The following is a 25,125-nucleotide window of genomic DNA, read 5'->3' as shown; positions in this document are numbered from 1 at the left end:
ACCGAGCATTCTAGCTGCTGTAGCTGGATAAGACCAAACCGGAAACAAAACAACTAAGAGACTTGATATCATATCAAGTCTCTTTCTTTCATGAAAGGAGAATGAATGATGGAGACGATGCCAAATTGGTTAATGCAACGTGCATTTTTAACACCAGATCGCACTGCAATTGAAATAGAGGAAGAGAAAGTTACTTTTATGGAGCTGCATGAAAAAGTAGTATCTGTTTGTGAACACCTCACGCATGTTGGAGTGGAGCGAGGGCAAAAGGTGGCTGTTCTGATGAAAAATGGTATGGAGATGATTACAGTTATTCACGCCCTATCTTATGTAGGTGCAGTAGCTGTGCTTTTAAATACGCGTCTTTCAAGAGAAGAGCTACTTTGGCAAATGGATGATGCTGAAGTTGTTTGTTTAGTAACGGATCAAGATTTTGATGCTAAAGATGTTCCTGTTTATTCATTAGCCGAAGTGATGAATGGACCAAAAGAGGAAGCCTCTATACAAGAAGAGTTTTCTTTAGAAGAAGCGATGACAATTATTTATACGTCTGGGACGACAGGCAAACCGAAAGGCGTTATTTTAACGTACGGCAATCATTGGGCAAGCGCAGTCGGTTCGTCGCTTAATTTAGGACTTCGTGATGATGATTGTTGGTTAGCCTGCATGCCGATGTTCCATGTTGGCGGGCTATCTCTTTTAATGAAAAACATTATGTATGGCATGCGTATTTTACTTGTTCCGAAATATGATGCTGATTTTATTCATAAAGCACTTCAAACGAGAGGAGTAACAATTATTTCTGTCGTTTCTAAAATGTTAACTGATTTATTAGAGCGACTTGGGGCAGAGACATATCCATCTTCTTTACGATGCATGTTACTTGGCGGAGGACCAGCGCCAAAACCACTATTAGAAGCATGTGTAGAAAAAGGAATTCCTGTATATCAAACGTACGGTATGACAGAAACATCTTCGCAAATTTGTACGTTATCCGCAGATTACATGTTAACGAAAGTAGGATCAGCTGGAAAACCACTATTTCAGTGCCAACTTCGTATTGAAAAAGATGGCGTAGTAGTGCCACCATTTGCGGAAGGTGAGATTGTAGTAAAAGGACCGAACGTAACAGGCGGTTACTTTAACCGTGAAGATGCGACGCGAGAGACTATTCAAAACGGATGGCTTCATACTGGCGACCTCGGTTATTTAGACGAAGAAGGGTTTTTATACGTATTAGATCGCCGCAGTGATTTAATTATTTCTGGCGGAGAGAATATATACCCAGCTCAAATTGAAGAAGTGTTACTCTCCCATCCGGCAGTAGCGGAAGCTGGCGTTGTCGGTATGTCTGACGACAAATGGGGACAAGTACCAGCTGCTTTTGTTGTGAAAAGCGGGGCGGTAACAGAAGAAGAAATTCTTCATTTTTGCGAGGAGAAGTTAGCGAAATATAAAGTGCCGAAGAAAGCATGTTTCTTAAAGGAATTACCACGTAACGCTTCGAAAAAATTGTTAAGACGAGAGTTAAGACAATTAGTGGAGGAGATGTAGGTGGAAATAAAAAAAGCGACACTGTATATAACGGAAATGCCACTCGTAATCCCGTTTGCTGCAAGCTACGGGACTTACGAAAAGCGTGAGAGTATCGTTATTGAATTAGAGGATACGGACGGGTACATCGGATTTGGGGAAGTCGTTGCATTCTCTGAACCGTGGTATACGGAAGAAACGGTGAAGACAGCGCTGCATGTACTGCAAGACTTTTTAATACCTGATTTATTAAAGGCTGAAATTTCTCATCCGAATGAGGTACCGGGTCTATTTCAACATATAAAAAGAAACCGAATGGCAAAAGCCGGAATAGAGGGGGCTGTTTGGGATTTATATGCGAAGCGTCAAAAGAAATCGCTAGCGACAGTACTTGGCGGAACTAGTCATGAAATTGAAGTCGGCGTTGTAATTGGCCTTAATACGATTCCAGTTATGTTAAAACAAATCGAGAAGTACGCGGAAGAAGGATACGAGCGTTTTAAAGTGAAAATAAAGCCAGAGCATGATTACGAATTATTGAAAGAGATTCGTAAAGAGTTCCCAGGTATCCCGTTAATGGCTGATGCAAACTCAGCATATACATTAGGGGATACGGAGAGGCTGAAACGACTAGATGAATTCCAATTAATGATGATTGAACAACCGTTAGCGGATTACGATTTTCTTGATCACGCGGAATTGCAAAAGAAAATTGAAACGCCGATTTGTTTAGATGAAAGTATTCATAGTTTAGAAGATGCACGCGTTGCGATTACGCTTGGCAGCTGCCAAATTGTGAACATTAAACCAGGGCGAGTGGGCGGATTAACAGAATCAATCCAAATCCATAATTATTGTATGGAACATAACGTACCCGTTTGGTGCGGTGGTATGGTAGAGATGGGGATTTCACGAGCGCAAAATGTTGCTCTTGCGTCATTGCCTAACTTTACGATTCCAGGAGATATATCTGCTTCTAGTAGACATTGGGAGCAGGATATTATTTGGCCGGAAGTGATGCTTGAGGGCGGGAAAGTGATGGTGCCGCAAAGCGTTGATGCTGAGTATGAAGTAGATCGCGGAAGATTGGAAGAAATTACGAAGCAGCGGATTGTGTTTGAGCGGTAAATGGAAGTTTCATTAGGATGCCCGCAAATAGCGAGAGGATTTTGTCGTTCATTGTCGGTAAGTCGATATATTTCAATAATTGCTGATATAATTTGAGTTACGGTCGATATAATTGGAAAATCGCTGATATAATTTTATTTACCAAGGTTACTCTAACGAGTAGCCTTTTTGTATTGTACAAATTGGATAGACTAGTTTACAATCGAGCGTATAAAAATGGAATGAAAAAGGGGGAGTAAAATGAAGCGCATTTCAATTTTAATAGCGGATGATGAGGCAGAAATTGCTGATTTAATTGAGATACATTTAGAAAAAGAAGGGTACCACGTCGTGAAAGCAGCTGATGGAGAAGAGGCAATTCATATTATTGAAACGCAGCCAATCGACTTGGTAATTTTAGATATTATGATGCCGAAAATGGATGGGTATGAGGTGACGCGTCAAATTCGCACGAAACATCATATGCCGATTATTTTTTTAAGCGCGAAAACTTCGGACTTTGATAAGGTGACAGGTCTTGTACTAGGCGCGGATGATTATATGACGAAGCCTTTCACACCAATTGAATTAGTTGCACGTGTAAATGCACAACTGCGTAGGTTTTTTACGCTAAATCAACCGAAAGTAGCGGAGAGTAAATCTGCTTTAGAATTAGGCGGAGTCGTAATTAATCCCGAGCGTAGGACGGTTGATGTATATGGTGAGCAAATTGAATTAACGCCGAAAGAGTTTGATATTTTATATTTATTAGCGAGTCATCCGAAGAAAGTGTACAATGTAGAAAATATTTTTCAGCACGTATGGGCAGACGATTATTATGAAGGTGGAAATACAGTAATGGTACATATTCGTACGTTGCGGAAGAAACTTGGAGAAGATAAAAGAAAGGATAAATTAATAAAAACAGTGTGGGGAGTAGGTTATACTTTTAATGGCTAATATGATGAAAAGTTTTCGATTTAAAATGATTGCCTTATTTGCGTTAAGTATGGTACTTGCAGCAACTGTAACTTATATAATTTATAAAGGATTGCAGCTGTATTATAAAACGATGGTTCGCTACGAAGAGCCTTTAGCACAATTTAGGTCAATGGTAAGGGAATTTGGAGACATTAATTTCTTTTTAATTTTCTTTATTCCGTTATCTATTATCTTTTTCTTCTTTTTGACAAAACCGTATTTAAAATACTTTGATGAAATTTCTAATGGGATTCATCATCTTGCGAACGGTAACTTTACGAATAAAGTTCAAGTTTCATCAAATGATGAGTTTGGAAATATCGCGCGTGAAATAAATGTTGCAAGTGAAAAGTTAAAAGAAGCTGTTGAAAGAGGAGACTTTGCTGAAAGTAGTAAAGATCAGCTTGTTGTGAATTTAGCTCATGATTTAAGAACACCATTAACATCCGTGTTAGGATATTTAGATTTAATTCTTAAAGATGAAAATTTAACAAAAGAACAAATTAAACATTTCTCCACAATTGCATATACAAAATCGCAAAGATTGGAAAGTTTAATTGATGAGCTATTTGAAATTACACGTATGAATTATGGCATGCTAAAGCTGGATAAAAAGCCGATTGATATAAGTGAGTTGCTTATACAGTTAGAGGAGGAATTGTATCCGTTATTAGAAAAACATCATTTAGAAGCTAGATTGAATGTGGCTCCTCATTTACCGATGCACGGTGATGGAAAATTGTTAGCTAGAGTATTTGAAAACTTGTTAACAAATGCCGTTCGTTACGGCTATGATGGACAATTTGTTGATATGAATGGGTATGTTGATAATGGAGAAGTTGTCGTACAAATTATGAATTACGGAGATAGCATCCCGGAAGAAGATTTACCGTATCTTTTTGATATGTTCTATACAGGTGATAAAGCAAGAACTGAGAACCGTGGCGGGACAGGCCTTGGACTATTTATTGCGAAAAATATTGTCGAGCAACATAACGGTACGATTTCTGCTGAGAGCAATGTAGTTAGAACGATATTTGAAGTACGATTGCCAAAAGACGAGAATGTAACAATTTAATAAAAATTTAAACTTTACCCCACTTTTTATTTTAATAGTTTTTTCTATTCTATACGTAAGTTACGTTAAGGAGGAACTAGAAATGAAAAAGTGGGTATTTATTTCTTTTTTTATAGTATGCACAGTATGTGTAGGCGTTTATATATCACCGTTATTTCAAAAGGAAATCGACGTTAAAATTGTCGGGAAAGATGAGCTAGTAAAGGCGGCAAACACCGATGGGAAAGAGATTACGAAGGAACAAATTTATAAGGGCGATTTATTATTAGTTAACAGGGATTACCCAGTAAAAAAAGATAGTATTAGGTCTGATATTATAAATGTAAATCATAATAGTGAATTAGTGAGAGGCTATGTAATATTTGATAGAAATCTTCGTTTATCAAAGGATGTTGTGAAAAAGTTTTTGAACGTTGTCGATGCGGCTGGAAAAGAAAGTGTTAACCATTTTTTGATTAGTAGTGGCTATAGAGATTTCCAAGAGCAAAAACAGCTATATGAAAAAATGGGATCTGATTATGCACTTCCAGCAGGATACAGTGAACATAACTTAGGATTATCACTGGACATTGGGTCTACTCAAAAGAAAATGGAGAAAGCGCCTGAAGGAAAATGGATTGAAGAGAACGTATGGAAGCATGGCTTTGTATTACGTTATCCGAAAAATAAAAGTAACATTACAGGCATTCAATATGAGCCATGGCATATACGTTATGTAGGCTTACCTCATAGCGCAATTATGCAAAAAAAGAATTTCACACTAGAGGAATATTTAGAGTTTTTAAAAGAGGAAAAAGAGATTTCAACTGAAGTCGAAGGTAAGAAATATACTGTTTCTTATTATAAAGTTTCTGAGAATATGAAAGTGAACGTTCCAGCAAACAAGCAGTATGAAATTTCCGGGAACAATATGGATGGGGTTATTGTGACGGTTCAGGAATAGAGAAAAAGCTATCTGAAGTAGATAGCTTTTTTTCATGATTGGCCCCGGTCATATGCCTATCAAGCTAGCGAAATAAATCAATGGATACGAAATATAGTTGTTTTTAAACTAGCAAGTAAAAGTAGGAGTGCTAAAAAAGTTTATTAAAGTGCGATTTTTTTATTAGGTACTTGTCTATGCTTTATCGTTGTTTTATACACAATATCGGATTATAAAAATGGTCACCTTCTTATATCGATGAGATTTAAGAACATTCTTTTTAAGCAGTTGATAAAGGCGTTTGCTTGAAATAGGAACGAAAAGGAATTATTAATTATATAAATTGCTCTAGATTTGCACCGAATGAATTAGTTATGAGATTTATTTTAAATGTCATTAAATAATTGTTTTATGCAAATTAATAGTAACAAATATTGATGGTTATTAATAGACTAGTTTAATTTTTCTGAATGTTTTACTATTTAAATTGCGAGATAATAAAAGTGTATTTTTATTGTTTTCTGCTGTTATATATTTAGGAGGGAGAATGGTAGATGAAAAAGAAATTTATCAAGGGGATGATTTCTGCTGCATTATTGCTGAGCTTTACTTTACCATCAATTGCTGATGCAAGTATTGAAACGGAAGATGATGGTATTGTAACCGAGTATATCCCTGAAATTAATCTAGGCATTGATTTATCAAAGGTTGACACTTCTGACTTCGATTTTGAAAATTTTGAAAAAGAGTATGATTTTTTAGTAAATGACCCTGTTTTTTTACAACTAGAGGAGGAAGTAAGTAAACTAAGGGTTGAATCTGTTGTTGAAAAAAATCCTTTTACTGGCGAATTGGTTGTTAAGCAGGAAATATTGCCGGCTATTGTTCTTGGTGCATTAAGAGTATTAGTTTCAAAAGTAGGTAGAACTGCTGCGGATAAAGCCTGGGCGGTTGCGCGTCCATATGTACAAAAGGCACTCAATTCTCCGAAGCAATATATTTTAGAAGCAGCTAAGGGTGGAATGATAATACAAGTACGTTCTAAAGCTACTGGTAACCGAGTTTTTGCCATAGATTATCATTATATTGATGGAAAAGGTCCTATTTTACATTATCATAGTCCTCCTAATGTCGGTGCACATAAATATTTTAGATAATGTCTAAGGAGCTTATATCTATGAAAAAATATAACTTTGAAGATTCGATTCATATGCATTTATTTTATTACAGGGATATAGAAGAGGTTTTTACATATGAGGCTGTAGCTTATAAAGTATGTAATGAAAATTTATGGGTAGTGTATTTTGATATTTCTTACTATAATGATTTATCAATTCATCAATTTTCTAAGTATCCATTCTATGATAAATATGGATATGAAATTCTCCATGTTCGTACAAAAGATCTAGATGAGTGTGAAGGAAATAAATTATTTACTGATTGGTTAATTAATAATTCAATTGTTTAGTTCTAGCCTGCTATTGGCGGGCAGTAAGGCTTCCACCTCAAAAGTTGGTGAAGGCTAATCCACACTGATTAAAGTTTCATTTTATAAATTTATCTATCACCAAAAAGCCTATCAATTTAAGTGCTTTTTGGTTTTTTATTTATGACGGAGAAATGTCTTAACATATAAAATTTACGAAATGCTAATGGCCTCCATTATCGGCACTTAAACATTATAACGTTATATTTACTTCTCCCTTTTTTTGTGTTACGCTAAATGTGTGAAAGAGATATAAAAATGAAACTTTAATGTAAGCGTATTCTTATGGCTTCTTATAGAAAAGGGTGGAAGTACAATGACAGAACGATTCGTACTACGTAATGTGAAACGTGTGAACGGGGAAGAGATTGACATTGTAATTGAAAATAATAAAATCGCACAGGTGACGAAAGCTGGTGCTGGTGAGGGTGGAAAGGTTCTTGATTGCTCTGGTACTTACGTATCGAGTGGCTGGATTGATTTACACGTTCATGCTTTTCCAGAGTTTGATCCGTATGGCGATGAAGTGGATGAAATTGGCGTTAAGCAAGGGGTAACGACAATTGTTGATGCGGGTAGCTGCGGAGCTGATCGCATTGCAGATTTAGTAAAAAGTAGAGAACAGGCAAAGACAAATTTATTTGCCTTTTTAAATATTTCTCGCATCGGTTTGAAACGAATTGATGAATTATCCAATATGGAATGGATAGATAAAGAGAAAGTGATAGAAGCAGTAGAAAAGTATAAAGATGTAATCGTTGGGTTAAAGGCGAGAATGAGTAAAAGCGTCGTTTGTGATAGTGGAATTGAACCGCTGCATGTAGCGCGCTCTTTATCCCGTGAAACATCATTACCGATTATGGTACATATCGGTTCAGCGCCTCCTCGCATTGAGGAAGTTGTACCTCTTTTAGAAAAAGATGATGTTATTACACATTACTTAAACGGGAAAGAAAATAATTTATTTGATGAAGAAGGCAAACCGCTACCTGTGTTACTAGATGCAGTGAATCGCGGCGTACATTTAGATGTTGGTCACGGTAATGCTAGTTTTTCTTTTAAAGTAGCAGAAGCAGCGAAGCGTCACGGTATTGCCTTTCATACAATTAGTACAGATATTTACCGAAAGAACCGTATACACGGTCCAGTGTATAGTATGGCTCACGTTCTTTCGAAATTCCTTTACTTAGGTTATCCGCTAGAAGAAGTGATTGATGCGGTTACGAAAAATGCGGCAGAGTGGCTTAAGAAACCAGAGCTTGGCCGTATTCAAGAAGGAGATATTGCAAACTTAACTTTATTTACGGTTAAAGATGAGAAGGTTACGTTAATTGATTCAGAAGGGGATCAGCGCATTGCTGAAAGAAGGATTGATACGAAAGGGGTTGTAATTAATGGGTCATTCATTGAATGCTAAGTACGGATTAAAAAGAGTAATTAATGCGAGCGGTAGAATGAGTATTTTAGGTGTATCTGCTCCTACAGATACAGTAATGGATGCGATGAAACATGGTGGACAAAATTATGTGGAAATTGCTGATTTAGTAGATAAAGCAGGAGACCATATTGCGAGAATTCTAGATTCAGAGGCAGCGGTCGTTGTGAATTCAGCATCGAGCGGAATTGCGCTTTCTATCGCTGGTATCGTTACAGAAGGAAATCGCCGTAAAAGTGAAAGACTTCATCAAGAAGTAATCGCGAAAAACGAAGTGATTATGTTAAAAGGTCATAACGTTCAATACGGTGCTCCTGTTGAAACGATGATTTACTTAGGCGGCGGTAAACTTGTAGAAGTTGGCTATGCAAATGAAGGGAAAGCAGAGCATATTGAAGATGCAATTGGTGAAAATACAGCAGCGATTCTGTATGTGAAATCACATCATGCAGTGCAAAAAAATATGATTTCTGTTGAAGAAGCATGGGAAGTTGCGCAGCGAAATAACGTACCGCTTATCGTGGATGCAGCAGCTGAAGAAGACATTCAAAAATATGTGAAGTATTCAGATCTTGCTATTTATAGCGGTTCAAAGGCAATTGAAGGACCTACTTCTGGTATTGTGGGCGGTAAAAGAAAGTATATTGAATGGCTGAAAGTGCAATTACATTGTATCGGAAGAAGCATGAAAGTTGGGAAAGAAACAACTTTTGGTTTACTTCAAGCACTTGATGAGTACGGAGTAAAAGAAGATAAGAGCGAGCAAGAAAAAGAATTGCTACAAGTACTTATGCCGCTAAAAGAATTAAATGGTGTAAATGTAACGATCGTTCAAGATGAAGCTGGAAGAGCAATCTTTAGAGCACGTATTCATATTAACGAAAAAGAGTTAAATAAATCGGCAAAAGACGTTGTGGCTGCATTACGCGACGGGGAAATTGCAATTTACACACGTGATTACGGAGTAAGACAAGGGTTCTTTGATATCGATCCACGTCCACTTCAAGGTGATGACATACATGTAATTGAAGAAAAAATGAGAGAAATTGTAGGGGGAAACTAAAATGACAAACATTCAAAAACGTTTTTATAAAGGTCGCGTAGCATTAAATGTATTGGCAAACAATATAGAAAATGCGAAAGATATTTTTGAAGCAGCAGAAGGTTATGTAGTAGTGGGAGTGTTATCAAAAGACTATCCAACAGTAGAAGAAGCTGTTACAGCTATGAAAGCATATGGAAAAGAAATTGATGACGCTGTATCAATTGGACTAGGCGCAGGAGATAATCGCCAAGCGGCAGTTGTGGCTGAAATTGCGAAGCATTATCCTGGTAGCCATATTAACCAAGTGTTTCCTTCAGTTGGAGCGACACGTGCAAATTTTGGCGAAAAAGATAGCTGGATTAATAGTTTAGTATCGCCAACAGGAAAAGTAGGTTACGTAAATATTTCTACTGGCCCAATTAGTGCGGCTGGAGAAGAAAAAGCAATCGTTCCAATTAAAACAGCGATTGCACTTGTACGTGATATGGGCGGAAATTCATTGAAGTACTTCCCGATGAAAGGGCTAGCCCATGAAGAAGAATATCGCGCAGTTGCGAAAGCTTGTGCGGAAGAAGGATTCGCATTAGAGCCAACAGGCGGAATTGATAAAGAAAACTTCGAAACAATTGTACGTATTGCGCTTGAGGCAAATGTAGAGCAAGTTATCCCGCACGTGTACTCTTCTATTATTGATAAAGAAACTGGTAACACGAAAGTAGAAGATGTGCGTGAATTATTAGCAGTCGTGAAGAAGCTAGTTGATCAATATGCGTAAGAAAATTGCAGCGTTCGGCGAAGTAATGATGCGCCTGCAAGTACCTGGATATGAATTGTTGTCGCAAGCTAACACGTTAAATTACTCATTTTCAGGTACAGGTGTGAACGTTGTAGCGGCACTTTCTCACTTAGGGCATGAAGGGCTTCTTATTTCAACTTTACCGGAAAATTCGGTTGGAGATGCAGCTGTATCTTACATTCAAAAGTTAGGAATTCAAACTTCTCTTGTTTCAAGAGGTGGTAAATATGTAGGTATGTATTTTTTAGAAAATGGATTCGGTGCACGTGCAAGCCGCGTTACGTATTCGAATCGACTAGAAAGTAGCTTCAATACGGCGTCTGAAGAGATATACCAATTTGAAGAAATTGCTAAGGAAATTGATATCGTTCATTTTTGCGGTATTACACTTGCGATGAATGATACGGTGCGCCATCATATGAAGTCTTTAGCGAGAGCAGTTAAAGAAAACGGAGGAACCGTCGTTTTTGATTGTAATTATCGTCCAGCACTTTGGGGAGAAGACGGATATGAACAGGCAAAACCGCATTATGAAGAAATGCTGGGACTTGCTGATATCGTTATGATGAACGAAAAAGATGCAATGTTTGTTTTAGGAATAAAAACCGAAGAAACGGAGCGAGAGGCGCAACTTGTTGATCTTATTCCAAAGGTAGCTGAAACGTATCATATCGCTACAATCGCTGGTACTCATCGCTCTATTAACAGTGATAATACACATTCGCTTCGCGGGTTTATATGTAAAGATGGAACGTTCACTTTTGCAAAAACACTTACGTTTTCTGTATATGATAGAATAGGTGCTGGAGATGCTTATACGAGCGGAATTATTCATGGCGAGATAAAGGAGTTCGCACCAGAGAAAGCTGTTTCATTTGCGTCAGCAGCTGGAATGCTAGCACATACAATCGTCGGTGATACGCCAATGTCATCAGAGAAGGATATACTTCGGGCAATGACGGCATCAGTAGGTGATGTAGAAAGGTAGTGGGTGTAACGGTGAACGTAACGAGAAAAAAAGGACCATTATATTTGCAAATAAAAAATATTATTCGTGATCGAATATTGCATGGTGTATATGCGATTCATACGAATATCCCTTCCGAACCGCAGTTAGAAGAAGAGTTCAAAGTGAGTAAAATTACAGTGCGAAATGCGATTAAAGAACTCGCTCAAGAAGGATATTTGGAAAAGAAAAGCGGTAAAGGAACGAAAGTCATCCGCAATACTTCTGCGACAAAACTGTCAAAGGGTAAGAAATTTACTGAAGTGTTAGTGGAAGAAGGATATAAAGTACAGAAGAAATTGCTAAAAGCAGAAATTGTGCAGAATGAAGAAGGAACAGTGCCATTTCGATTATTCGGTAAGGAGAGTTTTCGTATTGAACGTTTATATACGTTAAATGATGCACCGTACATTCATTATACGCACTATTTCTCAGCAGGAATGGCAAGTTCAGATTTATCGGATTTTGACTTGCAATCGCTTTATGATTTAGTTGAAGACCGAGGTATTCATTTAGAAAACTTCAGAGATGAATTCGCTGTTGGACTCGCGCCTAGTTTCGTTGCAGAAGCGCTAGGTGAAAAAGAGGGGACAGCGCTATTAAAACGCATGCGTTATTCTTACGATGAAGTTGGCGAAGTAATTGAATATAGCGAAGGCTACTACAATACAGAAATGCAGCATTATGTAGTGAATTATGACGTATAAAAAAGAGGGGATTTTCCCTCTTTTTTTATAAAGTAAGGAGAATGGGAGATGGATATATACTTATTAATCGTCACGTTACTTGCAATTGCGATTGTTATTTTAGGGGTATCATGGTGGAAATGGCATGCATTTATTAGTTTAACAGTTGCGAGTTTGTTTTTAGCTATCATGTCTGGACTGAACTTAACGAAAATAGTGACTGCCTATGAAACTGGTGTTGGTAGTGTACTAGGGCATTTAGTTGGTATTTTAGCTCTCGGAACAATTTTAGGGAAAATGATGTCCGATTCAGGGGCCGGCATGCAAGTGGCAGATTTCTTTATTCGATTTTTCGGTGTAAAGAAACTACCTTGGGCTATGTTATTTGCAGGATTTGTTATAGGGATTCCAGTGTTTTTTGAAGTGGGGATCGTCATTTTATTACCACTTGTTATTTCCATTCGAAAAACGACGAAGCAAAATATATTATTAATTGCGTTACCTGTCATTGCAGGATTATCTATTGTTCACGGGCTCGTGCCTCCGCATCCAGGGGCGATGACAGCAATCGGTATTTATAACGCGAACTTAGGAAAGGTACTTTTATATTCATTAATTATCGCGTTACCAACAGCCATTATCGCAGGACCGATATTTGCAAAGTGGGTACATAAAAGGGTGATACCTGAAAATGAACCAGAGCTTATTCGGGTTACGACTGTCTCAACTGATTTGCCAAGTCGTAAAGTTTCATTCTTTATTATTTTACTACCAGTTGTATTGATGATTTTATCAGTAGTTGCACCATATATTTCATTACCGAAAAAATTGACTGAATTTTTCGTGTTTATAGGAAGTCCAGTAATCGCCTTACTTATTTCATGTTTCGCAGCATTTTATTTACTTGGTATCAAACAAGGTATTAATAAAAAGATGATTAAAAAATTAACAGATGAAAGTTTATTGCCTGTCGGTTCTATTATTTTAATAATTGGTGCAGGCGGTGGATTTAAACAAATATTAATTGAAAGCGGCGTTGGAACAGCTATTGCACAAATGGCAGAACATATTTCGTTATCACCAATCGTATTAGCTTTCATGGTAGCTGGTTTAATTCGAATTGCAACAGGTTCAGCGACAGTAGCATTAACGACAGCAGCAGGGATTGTTTCACCAGTTATTCAGCACATGTCTGGTGTGAATTTAGAGCTTCTCGTTATTGCAACCGGTGCAGGTTCATTAATGTTTTCTCACGTAAATGATGCAGGGTTCTGGCTTGTAAAAGAGTATTTAGGTTTGACGGTGAAGGAAACGTTTAAAACGTGGACGGTACTCGAGACATTGTTATCATTTATTGCATTTGGTTTTGCTCTTTTGTTGAATATGTTTCTTTAGGAGAGGAGATCGGATTTAAACGAATAAAACCTACAGAGGAAATGTAATTTCTCTGTAGGTTTTATTCGTTTTTTGTGCTTTCTATTACTTAATGGAACGGACATGTCTGTAGGTTTTATTCGTTTTTTGTGCTTTCTATTACTTAATGGAACGGACATACTGATCTTCTCCATCGTCTTTGACAAAGACTCCTAGCTCATTCAAATCTTTGCGTAAATGCTTCTTTTTTTTAGAGTTTCCTTCTCGAAGGGCATTGCGTCTTTCATACAAAATAGTATTTATGCTTTTATTAAATCGCTCATCCTCTAATTTCCATAAGCTATACTCATGTTTATAAGGATCTTGTTCCACCCAGGGGAAGCCGTGCATTAAGAAAGTATCTTTAATTTTGCTTGGGGTAATGTCAGATGTTTCACGTAACCATTCTCGGTCTTCTTGATCAATGATAACCACTTGACGATTATCTACAAAAACGGCTTTTACATTTAATCTGGTGATTTGTTTCTTTTGATCGTCCTTATTCACGTGAATGCTTTCCGAAGTAATGTTCATTTTTAAAGCTTCACTATAAATAATTAAAGAAAATAAAATTCCTGCAATAACACCAATTAGCATGAGGATAATAGGAAGCCAGAAGGGATTAATAAAATTTAAAAGTTCTATAATTTTTGAATCAGAAAAGAGAGGAATCTTTTTTATAATCTCTATTAATTTAGGTGAAAAATATCCAATAACGCCTAAAAGGATTGGACTTACTATAGCAAGTAATTTTTCTAAAAAACCTAATCCAATGACAGATGCCTTTTTCATGTGTAGTTCATCCTTTCATATATATTTTTTTAATCAAGGCATGTTTTAAACAGTGAGTTTCTTCACCATTTTTATGAGCTCATCTGAGTAATTTTCTATGGATATAGATGAATTTGCCTTCAGCATTCTTTCTTCGATTGCTCCTAAAATAAATGAGGCTAATGTGTCGGTTTGGAAAGAATCGGAAAACACGCCATTTTGTTGACCAGTCTTCAAAATATCTAATAACATCGTTCTAAGGGCATCCTCCTCTTCGTTGTCTTCGATTCTGTAATAAGGAACGTTCTCTTCATTTCTTGCATTAAAGACAATCTCAATTAAGGCAATATTATTTTTGTAATGAGTTTCTTGATAAGCCAAATGCGCTTCAATAAAAGCCTCTAGTTTATTTATTTCAGATTGAGCTAATAGCACTCGAGTACTAATAAATTCATGTTGCTTGGCAACTAAAAATTGTAATGTGCGATTCATAAGGTAAAGCTTATCATTAAAATGATAAGAAATAAGTCCGGTACTAATCTTAGCCTTTTTTGCCACCTTCGTTAAGCTTAAGTTGTTATATCCAACCTCTTCTAATGTATCAATACATGCAAGAATAATTTGTTCACGCCTAGCCTCTGCAATAAAAGAATCAGTCACGCTATTCAACTCCTAATTTATATGATTTAAATGTATAATCAAAAAATTGATTGGTCGTTCAATTAAATATTAGTAAGGAATTAAGAGTATGTCAAATGTTTTATGCTTACATCTGGATAAGGCTCATTCGCTTTTTAATAAAGCCCAATTCCTAAAACAAGCCCGTTTTTAGGTAAGCCAAGCTTCCTATTCGCCCTGAAAACATAATATAAATGGAATCCCCTCATTTAGAGCAAGGTGAACTTGTTATGAATGATACTAAAGGAGGAATAGGGTAATGAGCGAAAAGTGTGAACACAGACATGATGATTGTAACCGCAGACATGGTTGCGGAGGCGGTTTTGCGCTTCTAATTGTATTGTTTATTTTATTAATTATCATCGGTGCTAGCTGCTTCGGCGGAGGCGGCGGTTGTGGCTATGGTGGTTATGGCGGTTATGCTGGCGGCTACGGCGGATATTGCTGCTAATTATTAAAAACTATTGAAAATAGCCTTGTGCATATTGCACAAGGCTATTTTATTCATATTTTTATATGCTGTGATAATTTATTAATGTAAAGAGAACGGATTAAGAAGAAGAAAATGATCTCGATAATCCCGAAAAAGGTGAGTACGATACATGTCTCTTTTAATAAGGAGAAAGAAAACATGCTTTGTAAAAACTTAACTGCAAATAATGTGTGAACACCAGCAACGACATAAGGAACGAAAAATAAAATTCCTAATTGAATCGTTGCAGAGCGAAACATTTCTGATTCAGTTAAGCCAAGCTTTGTAATCGTAATATACTTTTGTCTTTCAGTTGTTAAGTCATTATACATACGGAAATATAAAACACTAGCTGCTCCGATAAAGAAAATAAAGCCGAGAAATGCCCAAATAAAGAATTGAGCGACTGCATTTCCTTTACTATGAACGAGTTCATCCGTAGCTGTATAAATATAAAATGGTTTAATGAAATCTTCTTCATTTTTATGTGCTTCATACAAGGTTTCTGCATCATGATTTAAGCTTTTTAATATATTTTTTGTTGGGACAATTGCATTTTCCCAATTTTCCACGAAGTAGTTATAGACTGTAATTGTTTCAATATGAGGAATCATATTTTCAATTACTTCATCTTGCATCACAATTAAGTGAGGTAATGCAAAGGGAGGCTCAATTCCTCTATTAATAAAACCTTTAATTTGAAATTCCTTTTTATTAGAGCCAAGTGTAATCGTGTTCTGCTTCGCAAATGGGTTAGACACGAGATTTAATAACACTGGTGAATAGCGAGAAATATTATAAACTTGTGAAGAATCGAGAGTGATTTTTGGTCTGTTTAATTGCTGTGCTATTGCGTTATAATCACTCATTTTCATAATGGCAATTGATTCTTTTGAAGCTGTATCTTTTAAAACGGTAAACTTATATTTGTCATATTGAAAATTAGCATTTGTAAGTTCAGTTTCAATCGTAGTAATATGCTTTTGTTCAAATGCATTAACACCTTCTGATGTATAGGTGAATGGTATTGGATATCGTTCTAGTATGGGTGCTTTCGTATTATTGTTTGCAGCAAATAACCCGATAATAATTGTAAATGCAAGTGCAGATAGCATAGAAACAATAAAGAGTACATTAATATTACTGCGTGTACGAGAAACTAAATCTGAAATCCATAACATATTTATTTGTTTTAAATAAAACTTTCTTCGTTTCTTTAAAATATAGATAAAGAGAAGAAATGTTTGTGAAAAAAATAAATATGTCCCAACTACTACAAGCGGTAAAATAGATAGCATAATTAAGAATACAGATCCATTTTGTGCATTTTTTTCCGTTATGTAGCCTTGCGGATAACCAGCAATATAATAGCATAGTCCTAAACAAGTTAAAGCAAATAGTGAAATCAGTATAGATGGTTTTTTTTCGCTCTTCTCTTTGTTAACGCCCTTAATAAGCTTCGTTGTTTTTCGAGTACGAATAAACATTGGTGTAAATGTAGAAACGATTAAAAATAAGATGATAAACGTTACGGTTGTAACGATAATCGCTTCTGTTGGCCAATATAAATAGAGACCTTTCGCGTTTGTTAATTTCGAAGTGACTAATAAGAAAAAGTTAGAAAATACAAGTCCACCTTGAATGCCGATAAAGATAGACAATATCCCGATTATCATATTTTCAGTAAATAACAGTCTCTTTAATTGTCTCTGTGAGATACCGAGAATGGTGAGTATCCCGAATTGCTGCTTCCGTACATTTAAAAATGTTCCAATTGAATATAAGAGAAAGAAGAACGAGAACATAACAATCACAAGCTGTGCTGTACTAGCTAAGTTCATTAGAGGATCACGTTCTTGGAAACTTTGTACACTTTGTAACCGCGGGTGATACGCGTATACAGTAAATGAAAAGAAAACCATGATAGAAAACGCACTACTTACAAAGTAGGCGAAATATGCTTTCGAATTACGTGAGACATTTTTAAATGCGAATTGCCAAAATGTCATCCACGTCTTCCTCCTAATAATGCTAAAACATCTAATATTTCTTGATAAAATTTCTCACGGTACAATCCGCGGTGTAGTTCATTGTAAAGCTCTCCATCTTTAATGAAAATAACACGGTTACAATAACTTGCTGCAAACGGATCATGGGTAACCATTAAAATCGTTGCATCTTCTTCTTTATTTAATTTCGTAAATAGCTCCATTACGTCAATTGCCGCTTTTGAATCTAAGTTTCCTGTCGGTTCATCGGCAAGTAGAAGTGAAGGATGATGAATGACAGCACGTGCTACTGCGGTACGCTGTGCTTGTCCCCCGGAAACTTCAAAAATACGCTTGTCCAAAATATGATCAATTCCAAGCTTTTTTGAAATGTTATCAAGCTTTTCATCCATTTCTTTTAATGGAACATTATCTAATGTTAAAGGTAGTACGATATTTTCACCGATTGTTAGTGTATCTAGTAGGTTAAAGTTTTGGAAAACAAATCCTAACTCTTGGCGGCGGAAAATAGCTAACTTCTCTCTACGAAATGTGTGCGGTTTTTTTCCGTTAATCACGACATCACCAGAAGTCGGAGAATCGATTGTAGAGATAACGTTTAAAAATGTAGATTTCCCGCTACCAGATGGTCCCATAATGGCAACGAATTCACCTTTATCCACGTGTAAATTTATATTTTTTAAAGCAGTATGAGGGACTTTTCCCTCATATACTTTTGAGACGTTTTTTATGTGTAATACTTCTTCCATAGTAATCACCTTTCTACTTTTTAAAATTTAATGTGTTGTGATAATTTTTGCATATAAAAGGAACGAATTAAAAGGAAAAATAAAATTTCAACTGTTCCAAAAATCATAAGTACGACTGTAATTTCAGCGAAGAACGAGAGATGTAATATTTCTTGTAGCATCTTTGTCGCAAACATCGTATGGATTGATGCCATAATGTAAGGCACGAAGAAAAGAATCGCAAGCTGAATTGTCGCTGAACGTTTCATTTCAGTCTCAGTTAAGCCAATTTTCGTAATCGTTATATATTTTTCTTGCTCATTTGTTAAATCTGTATACATTCGGAAGTAAAGAACACTACCAGCACCGATAAAGAAAATAACACCTAAGAAAGTACCAATTAAGAAGAATGAGGCAACATTTAGTTTTTTCTTATATAGAGAATCGCTCGCTTCACTTGCATGGAAAGGTGGGTGCTCTGCTTGAATTGCTGCATTATCGTTATGGATTTTTGTTATAAACGATGAACCGATATTATGTGCTTTTTCCCAATCTGTAACTTTGAAGTTATATACACTCATTTGTTTGGAAACTGTGGATAAGGCTTCTACATTTTCATCAGATAGTATGAGTAATTGGTATATTAAGCTGTTTGGGAATGGGCTATAACTTTTATATTCTTTCACTTGTAGTTGTAAATTGTTTTGAGTAAGTGTAAGAGTATTTTTCTTTTCTTCATTGTGAAGTGTTCCAATAACTTGATCATCTAAGTCTTTCATAAGAATATAAGATTCATTCTTATTTACCGTGAGTTTTTCCAAATTTAATGCTTTAGCAAGTACATTATAGTCACTTTGTTTAATTGCGTAATAGAGCTGCGTGTTATCTTCAGCTGAAGATACCTCATATATATCCGTTTTAAATTTTGTATAAGTAAAGTGCCCTTCATTAAATTTCTGCTCTAACCAGTTTAAATGTTCATCAGCTAATGTATTTTCAGTATGCGATAAATACGTAAACGGGAAAGGGTTTTGTCTAATTGCATCAAACTTTGTAAATTTCCCAAAACCGTATAAGAATGTAATCATTGTAAAAGCGAGTGTTGATAGCATCGCTACAATAAAGAGCATGTTAATGTTTGTCCGAATGCGCGCTGCTAAATCCGAAATCCAAAGCATATTAATTCGTTTCATATAAAACGTTCTTCGCGTTTTTAAAATACGAATAAGTAAAAAACTAATTTGTGAAAAGAAAAAGTATGTTCCAGCTGCAATAAGCGATGGGATGACAAATATACTAGAGACGGCATATAAAAGCCCAATGATGTCACCTAGCGACATAAAATACAACGGATTTGCGGCTAACGCATATCCACATATTAAACACGTCGCACCAAATAGAGAGATGAGCACGGATGCTTTTCTTTCTTTTTGTTGTGTTCCTTCTTTTAAAAGACGTACGGCTTTTCTCGTACGAATGAGCATCGGTGTAAAAGATGATACGAGAATGAAGAGCCCAAGAAAGATGATGATAGTTAAAACGATAGCACTTGTAGGCGGATATAAATATAAACCAGGTACGTGTGTAATTTTGGCGGTAACTAATAAAAAGAACTGTGAAAAGACAACTCCAAGTTGAATGCCAAAAAATATAGAAAGAGCACCAATTAACATATTTTCTATAAATATGAGTCGCTTTAATTGTTTTTGAGATATGCCAAGTACTGTTAAAATCCCGAACTGTTTTTTTCGTACTTTTAAAAACGTCCCGATTGAATACAGTAAAAAGAAAAATGAAAAGAACACAATGACAACTTCTGAAATTGTCATTAATATGTTCAGAGAATAATTTACGTCTGTCATATGCAATTTAGGATGAAATAAATAAACTGCAAATGAGAAAAAGATTGCGATGGAGAACGCACTGCTTACAAAATAGGCGAAATAAGCTCTGGCGTTCCGCGTCACGTTTTTAAATGCAAACTGCCAAAATGTCATTTGCCTAGCCTCCTAGTAGGATGAAGAGGAAAAGGATATAAGAAATACCCTTTCCCCCTACTAAATACATGCATAAAATTTAACCATTTGTATACTCTGATAACTTTTGCATGTAAAAGGAACGAATGAATAAGAAAAAGACGATTTCAACTACGCCAAAAATAATAAGAACAGCTGAAATTTCCTTGAATAGTGATAAGGCAATTACGTCTTGAAGCATTTTTGTTGCGAACATTGTATGAATGGACGCCATAACGTACGGAACGAAAAATAAAATGCTAAGTTGAATGGTTGCAGATCTTTTCATCTCTGCACCTGTTACCCCAATTTTTGAAATTGCTACATACTTTTCTTGTTCGTTCGTTAAATCTGTATACATTCGGAAGTAAAGAACGCTCCCTGCTCCAATAAAGAAAATGACACCTAAGAATGTCCCGATTAGGAAGTACGCGGCACTACCAGATGTGATTCTGTATAATGAACCTGCTGATTCATAGGAGCGAATAAGAGGGCCTTCGTATTGGAATTTCTGTCGATCTCTTTGTATTTTTTTCATAAAATCATCAGCAATTTCATAAGTCTTTTCCCAATTTTGTACGTTATAATTGTACGCTGTTACGTGTTTTGTTGTATTTGGTAAGTTGTTTACAACAGCGTCAGGTAAAATTAAAGTTTGGTATGAAAAGTTAGATGGAATGGCCCCTACTTGTTCATAGCCCTTTACTTGTAATTGCGTATTTGTACTAGAAAGTGTAATAGACTTTCTATTGTAGCTTGGCTCAAATTCGCTGAATAAGGTTACATAAGCGCTACCTGTTAAGACATATGCTTCATTATCTTTCATGAATAGTTGTTTCATTTGCAGGGAAGCTGCGAGTTTATTATAGTCACTTTGTTTTATTGCGTATATGTCATTATAAGCTGTTATGCCTTCATCTTCTTTCAGTGGTGTTTCATATAAATCAGCTTTTATTTTTTTATAAGAGAAATTCTCTTTTCGTAATTGTTGTTCAAGCCAATTTAAATGATCATTCACAAAAGGATTTGCGTCATAAGAAAAATAAGAGAATGGAAAAGGTGAACTTCGCGTAACCTCTAGCTTTGTAAACTTTCCGACTCCATATAGAAACGTAATCATTGTGAAAGCAATTGTAGATAGCATCGCTACAATAAACAGCATATTAATATTCGTTCGGATGCGGCTTGCTAAATCCGAAATCCACAGCATATTAATCCGTTTCATATAAAACTTTCTTCTTTTCTTTAAAATATAAATAAGTAAGAAACTAATTTGAGAAAAGAAAAAATATGTTCCGATTGTAACGAGCGTTGGAATGACGAAAATACTTGAAACCATATATATAACGCCTACTTGCGAGTTTATTGAGAAGAAATATTTAGGGTTTCCAGCTAAAATATAACCACCTAATAAACAGATAGCACCAAATAGAGAGATAAATATGGATGGTTTTCTTTCCTTTTGTTTCCTACCATTAGTTTTTAAAAGGTTTACTGTCTTTTTCGTACGAATTAGCATGGGTGTAAATGAAGATACAACGATAAAGAGACCAAGAAACACAATCATTGTTAAAATGAAAGCATTCGTAGGGATATATAAATATATCCCTGGTAGATGTGTAATTTTCGCTGTTACTAATAAGAAAAACTGCGAGAAGACAAGTCCAAACTGCATGCCGAAAAAGATAGATAAAATACCAATTAACATATTTTCAGTGAAAATGAGCCGATGTAATTGCTTTTTTGATATACCTAAAACGGTTAACACACCAAATTGCTTTTTCCGAACTTTTAAAAACGATCCGATTGAATAAAGTAGAAAGAAGAACGAGAACAAGACAATGATAACTTCTGAAAATATCATTAATCCTGAAATTTCAGAGGTCATGTCAAAGTTTTGTAATTTCGGATGGAATAAGTAAACAGCAAACGAAAAGAACACAGCAATGGAAAAGGAGCTACTTACAAAGTAAGCAAAATAAGCTCTTGAGTTGCGCGTGACGTTTTTAAATGCAAATTGCCAAAATGTCATAGATTATACCTCCGGCTAGAAGATATAGAAGTAGTTGTATTGCAAAAAATGTATGAGAGTGAGTTCTCATACATTTTGCTTGCATATGTTACGATCATGCTTCGGTCACCTTCTCCGTATGTTCTGCTTGATTATTTGCAGCGTTGTGGAAGATGATTTTAATCGTCGTTCCTTTACCAACTTCAGAATCTAGTTTGACAGAGTGACCTAAATAATCACAAATTTTACTTACAATATAAAGTCCCATACCAGTAGATTCTCCGAACGCGCGACCGTTTTTCCCAGTGTAAAATGGTTCAAATACTCTTCGAATATCTTCTTGCGGAATACCAACACCTTCATCGCGAACTTCTAAAATAATATCTTTTCCGTTTCGGTAAGCAGATAAGAATACTTTCTTTCCGCGTTCCCCAGAGTAACGAACAGCATTTGTCATTAACTGATAGATGATAAATTTTAGCCATTTCGCATCAGAAGCAACTTTTAAATCAGAATGGACTTCTAAAACAGGGAAGACACCATTACGAATGAATAGTTCTTTTAATCCGTTAATATTTTTTGTTACCGTATCTTTTAATGAAATCGTCTCGACATGGAAATCTTCATGGAAGTTATTTAACCTAGCCATGTATAAAGCCATATCAAGCCCTTGGTTTAGACGCTCTAATTCTTTTTTAAACTTTGGAATTAAATGCTCGTCTTCCATTTCTAGCACCATAAGCTGCATAACAGAAACAGGTGTCTTCATTTGATGTACCCAATGGTTAATGAATAATTGATGTTCTTGTTGTTTTACTTCATACGATTGTAGTTCTTTTTGGAATAAACGGTACTGCGTACGTACGAGTTCATTGACACCGTGAGGCATCGGAGCAGTTGCTCTTTCAATAAACGCATCTTCCATTTTTTCTGGTTGCTCACTTAATCTATGGTACATTCTACGATTGCGAACGTAACGATAAGCGAGGAAACAAATAAATAAGTATAGGCTTAAAACGACGAAGTAAAATTTATTATTTTGAAATCCGTCTACTGCATCATAAAGAACGAAAATGATACCGAAGTTTAATACGTACAGTAGAAAAAATGCAAAATGATCACGTAAAAATAGCTTCATGCTTATTCACTCCAAGTTGCGTTAAAGCGATATCCAAGTCCACGTACTGTTTCAATAGAGTTCTCAATGCCAAGCTCATTAAACTTTTTACGAAGACGTGTAATGTTTACGTTTAATGTATTTTCCTCAACGAAACTTTCGTCATCCCAAAGCGCAGCTAATAAATCTTCACGGCTCGCTGTACGAGGGAATTTAGATAATAACATTTCTGCTAAAATTGCCTCTTTCTTCGTTAAAAGAACTTGTTCAGATCCAAAATGAATTTCTGGACGTTCAGGGAATAGTTTTAAACCTTCTACTTCAACGATACGTTCAGAAATATTTGGTGCATAATCACCGTAAATACGGCGTAATTGTCCTTTAATTTTTGCCATTACAACGTCGTAGTGGAATGGTTTTGTAATGTAATCATCCGCACCGCTTTCAATTGCCATAATTTGTTCCATCTCACCAGCACGCGCTGAAATGAAAATAATTGGACAAGTAGATTCATGACGAATTTGACGGCACCAGTAGAAACCATCGAATTTCGGTAAGTTTACATCAAGTAAAACAAGATGTGGTTTCACTGCGTTAAACGATTCCATAATATCATCGAAATTCTCCGCTACCACAGCCTCATAACCGTACTTCTGAATGTGAGATTGCAGTAATGATGAAATATTTGGATCGTCTTCAACGATTAAAATTTTATACATATGTATATTCCTCCTCAAAAAAACAATTGTAGCTATAGTGTATCATGTGTTTCAAGTCTTTTCATTATGTTGAAAGATAAGCTAGTAAACAGTATAGGTTAAAAGTGAGAAAAGTAAAAAGGGCGCTGGATGAAATTGACAAATAAAGGTAATTGGTTTAATATTTAGATAAATATCTAAATGTCTAATTATCGAAAGGAAGAAAGACATTGAATCAAGCATTCAAAGCATTAGCAGATCCAACAAGGCGAAAAATTTTAGACTTATTAAAAGAAGGCGATCTAACCGCTGGTGAGATTGCTGAACATTTCAATATGACAAAACCAAGTATTTCACACCACTTAAATGCACTTAAAAATGCTGAACTTATTCAAGATGAAAAGAAAGGGCAATTCGTTATGTACTCTTTAAACACAACGGTCTTTCAAGATTTATTGACTTGGGTGTTTACATTTACGAATAAGGGGGAAGAGGGGAAATGAAAAAGCATCTTTTTGCAATCTTATTAATTGTTATAACTTGTTTAGCTTGGGCGTTTGCTTGGCCACATTTACCGGATACAATTGCAACGCATTGGAGCGGCGGTAAAGTAGATGGATATTCTTCTAAATTGTATGGAATGCTTTCTATGGTTGGAATTATGATTGTTTTATATATTTTTCTAAACGTGTTACCAAAGATTGATCCAAAGAAAGCGAACTACGAGAAGTTTTCTAAAGCTTTTATGATGATGAATAACGGGATACTACTGCTACTATTTGTAGGGAATATAGATATTATTACAAGTGGATTAGGATACAATTTATTCATTAATCGCGTGCCGGAATTATTAGTGGGTATTTTATTTATAGTCATCGGAAACTATTTACCACAATGTAAACCAAACTACTTTGTAGGTATAAAAACACCGTGGACATTAAGTAACGAAGAAGTGTGGAGAAAAACGCACCGTTTTAGCGGAAAGGTGTTTGTTGCATTGGGGATCATTATGATTTTAAGTGTTTTTGCACCAGTGGCGTGGAAATCTTTCGTAATGGTTGGAATTATTATTGGTGCAGTAGGATTAACGATGGGATATTCATATATTGCTTATAAAAAAGAAATAGGGGCCTAATAA

Annotated in this window: 24 protein-coding genes; 16 read left to right on the top strand and 8 right to left on the bottom strand. The window is 35.8% G+C overall.

All coding sequences use genetic code 11. The features are described 5' to 3' along the window. Positions 1–108: 108 nt before the first annotated feature. The 13 genes from DN401_RS17205 to gntP all read left to right on the top strand — a co-directional run bounded on the left by DN401_RS17205 (position 109) and on the right by gntP (position 13,470). Positions 109–1,554, top strand: a complete 1,446-nt coding sequence (locus DN401_RS17205) for an o-succinylbenzoate--CoA ligase (RefSeq protein ID WP_121868468.1) — start codon at positions 109–111, stop codon at positions 1,552–1,554. Next, a complete protein-coding gene (gene menC / locus DN401_RS17200) occupies positions 1,555–2,661 on the top strand; it encodes an o-succinylbenzoate synthase (RefSeq protein WP_000403308.1) in 1,107 nt (368 codons plus the stop codon). 240 nt (positions 2,662–2,901) lie between these two features. Continuing rightward, a complete protein-coding gene (locus DN401_RS17190) occupies positions 2,902–3,600 on the top strand; it encodes a response regulator transcription factor (protein ID WP_000822489.1) in 699 nt (232 codons plus the stop codon). After that, entirely contained in the window at positions 3,593–4,699 is a 1,107-nt protein-coding gene (locus tag DN401_RS17185; protein ID WP_000002598.1) for a sensor histidine kinase, read from the top strand. Before DN401_RS17190 ends, DN401_RS17185 begins: the two co-directional genes overlap by 8 nt. An 82-nt stretch (positions 4,700–4,781) precedes the next feature. Beyond that, on the top strand, positions 4,782–5,642 hold the full coding sequence (locus tag DN401_RS17180; RefSeq protein ID WP_000759406.1) for a D-Ala-D-Ala carboxypeptidase VanY: 861 nt from the start codon (positions 4,782–4,784) through the stop codon (positions 5,640–5,642). Positions 5,643–6,175: 533 nt separating this feature from the next. Further along, a complete protein-coding gene (locus DN401_RS17175) occupies positions 6,176–6,778 on the top strand; it encodes a hypothetical protein (protein ID WP_000726217.1) in 603 nt (200 codons plus the stop codon). 20 nt (positions 6,779–6,798) lie between these two features. Then, the gene (locus tag DN401_RS17170; RefSeq protein ID WP_121868469.1) at positions 6,799–7,089 is read left to right on the top strand and encodes a DUF3986 family protein; all 291 of its coding nucleotides are present in this window, start codon (positions 6,799–6,801) and stop codon (positions 7,087–7,089) included. Between the two features lie 334 nt (positions 7,090–7,423). Then, positions 7,424–8,524 (top strand): amidohydrolase/deacetylase family metallohydrolase, encoded by a 1,101-nt coding sequence (locus DN401_RS17165; RefSeq protein ID WP_000139930.1) that lies wholly within the window; start codon positions 7,424–7,426, stop codon positions 8,522–8,524. Beyond that, positions 8,502–9,605, top strand: coding sequence for a DgaE family pyridoxal phosphate-dependent ammonia lyase (locus DN401_RS17160; RefSeq protein ID WP_023523247.1), 1,104 nt, complete (start codon positions 8,502–8,504; stop codon positions 9,603–9,605). The genes DN401_RS17165 and DN401_RS17160 overlap by 23 nt, the downstream gene beginning before the upstream one ends. 1 nt (position 9,606) lies before the next feature. Beyond that, positions 9,607–10,362, top strand: coding sequence for a 2-dehydro-3-deoxy-phosphogluconate aldolase (dagF, locus tag DN401_RS17155; protein ID WP_121868470.1), 756 nt, complete (start codon positions 9,607–9,609; stop codon positions 10,360–10,362). After that, a complete protein-coding gene (locus DN401_RS17150; protein ID WP_121868471.1) occupies positions 10,355–11,371 on the top strand; it encodes a sugar kinase in 1,017 nt (338 codons plus the stop codon). The genes dagF and DN401_RS17150 overlap by 8 nt, the downstream gene beginning before the upstream one ends. Further along, complete coding sequence (locus tag DN401_RS17145) at positions 11,371–12,096, top strand: GntR family transcriptional regulator (protein WP_000539278.1); 726 nt, start codon at positions 11,371–11,373, stop codon at positions 12,094–12,096. Before DN401_RS17150 ends, DN401_RS17145 begins: the two co-directional genes overlap by 1 nt. Before the next feature lie 48 nt (positions 12,097–12,144). Continuing rightward, the gene (gene gntP, locus DN401_RS17140) at positions 12,145–13,470 is read left to right on the top strand and encodes a gluconate permease GntP (protein WP_000356166.1); all 1,326 of its coding nucleotides are present in this window, start codon (positions 12,145–12,147) and stop codon (positions 13,468–13,470) included. A gap of 138 nt (positions 13,471–13,608) precedes the next feature. Here gntP and DN401_RS17135 read toward each other — a convergent pair whose 3' ends face one another. Both DN401_RS17135 and DN401_RS17130 read right to left on the bottom strand, forming a co-directional pair. Next, the gene (locus tag DN401_RS17135; RefSeq protein ID WP_121868472.1) at positions 13,609–14,280 is read right to left on the bottom strand and encodes a YqeB family protein; all 672 of its coding nucleotides are present in this window, start codon (positions 14,278–14,280) and stop codon (positions 13,609–13,611) included. A gap of 45 nt (positions 14,281–14,325) precedes the next feature. Further along, a complete protein-coding gene (locus DN401_RS17130; protein ID WP_098212817.1) occupies positions 14,326–14,919 on the bottom strand; it encodes a TetR/AcrR family transcriptional regulator in 594 nt (197 codons plus the stop codon). Positions 14,920–15,196: 277 nt separating this feature from the next. Between DN401_RS17130 and DN401_RS17125 the strand changes: the two genes are divergently transcribed. Further along, complete coding sequence (locus DN401_RS17125) at positions 15,197–15,388, top strand: YjcZ family sporulation protein (RefSeq protein ID WP_001290392.1); 192 nt, start codon at positions 15,197–15,199, stop codon at positions 15,386–15,388. A gap of 53 nt (positions 15,389–15,441) precedes the next feature. Here the strand turns inward: DN401_RS17125 and DN401_RS17120 are convergent, their stop codons facing one another. The 6 genes from DN401_RS17120 to DN401_RS17095 all read right to left on the bottom strand — a co-directional run bounded on the left by DN401_RS17120 (position 15,442) and on the right by DN401_RS17095 (position 24,008). Continuing rightward, positions 15,442–17,418, bottom strand: coding sequence for an FtsX-like permease family protein (locus DN401_RS17120; protein ID WP_000144951.1), 1,977 nt, complete (start codon positions 17,416–17,418; stop codon positions 15,442–15,444). After that, the gene (locus tag DN401_RS17115; protein ID WP_000393250.1) at positions 17,415–18,167 is read right to left on the bottom strand and encodes an ABC transporter ATP-binding protein; all 753 of its coding nucleotides are present in this window, start codon (positions 18,165–18,167) and stop codon (positions 17,415–17,417) included. The genes DN401_RS17120 and DN401_RS17115 overlap by 4 nt, the downstream gene beginning before the upstream one ends. 20 nt (positions 18,168–18,187) lie before the next feature. Then, positions 18,188–20,143 (bottom strand): ABC transporter permease, encoded by a 1,956-nt coding sequence (locus DN401_RS17110; RefSeq protein WP_000145009.1) that lies wholly within the window; start codon positions 20,141–20,143, stop codon positions 18,188–18,190. Positions 20,144–20,222: 79 nt separating this feature from the next. Then, on the bottom strand, positions 20,223–22,193 hold the full coding sequence (locus DN401_RS17105) for an FtsX-like permease family protein (protein WP_000145047.1): 1,971 nt from the start codon (positions 22,191–22,193) through the stop codon (positions 20,223–20,225). A gap of 94 nt (positions 22,194–22,287) precedes the next feature. Beyond that, a complete protein-coding gene (locus DN401_RS17100) occupies positions 22,288–23,310 on the bottom strand; it encodes a sensor histidine kinase (protein ID WP_000765341.1) in 1,023 nt (340 codons plus the stop codon). 2 nt (positions 23,311–23,312) lie between these two features. After that, on the bottom strand, positions 23,313–24,008 hold the full coding sequence (locus DN401_RS17095; protein WP_000276738.1) for a response regulator transcription factor: 696 nt from the start codon (positions 24,006–24,008) through the stop codon (positions 23,313–23,315). A 209-nt stretch (positions 24,009–24,217) separates the two neighbouring features. Between DN401_RS17095 and DN401_RS17090 the strand changes: the two genes are divergently transcribed. Continuing rightward, on the top strand, positions 24,218–24,490 hold the full coding sequence (locus DN401_RS17090; protein WP_001070523.1) for an autorepressor SdpR family transcription factor: 273 nt from the start codon (positions 24,218–24,220) through the stop codon (positions 24,488–24,490). After that, positions 24,487–25,122: an SdpI family protein gene (locus DN401_RS17085; RefSeq protein WP_000716355.1), complete on the top strand. Its 636-nt coding sequence runs from the start codon at positions 24,487–24,489 to the stop codon at positions 25,120–25,122. The genes DN401_RS17090 and DN401_RS17085 overlap by 4 nt, the downstream gene beginning before the upstream one ends. Positions 25,123–25,125: the final 3 nt, after the last annotated feature.

This window comes from Bacillus sp. BF2-3, assembly GCF_008368795.1.
GTDB lineage: Bacteria > Bacillota > Bacilli > Bacillales > Bacillaceae_G > Bacillus_A > Bacillus_A cereus.
Note: the sequence above shows the minus strand (reverse complement) of the source record. Positions and strands in the feature narration are given on the sequence as shown.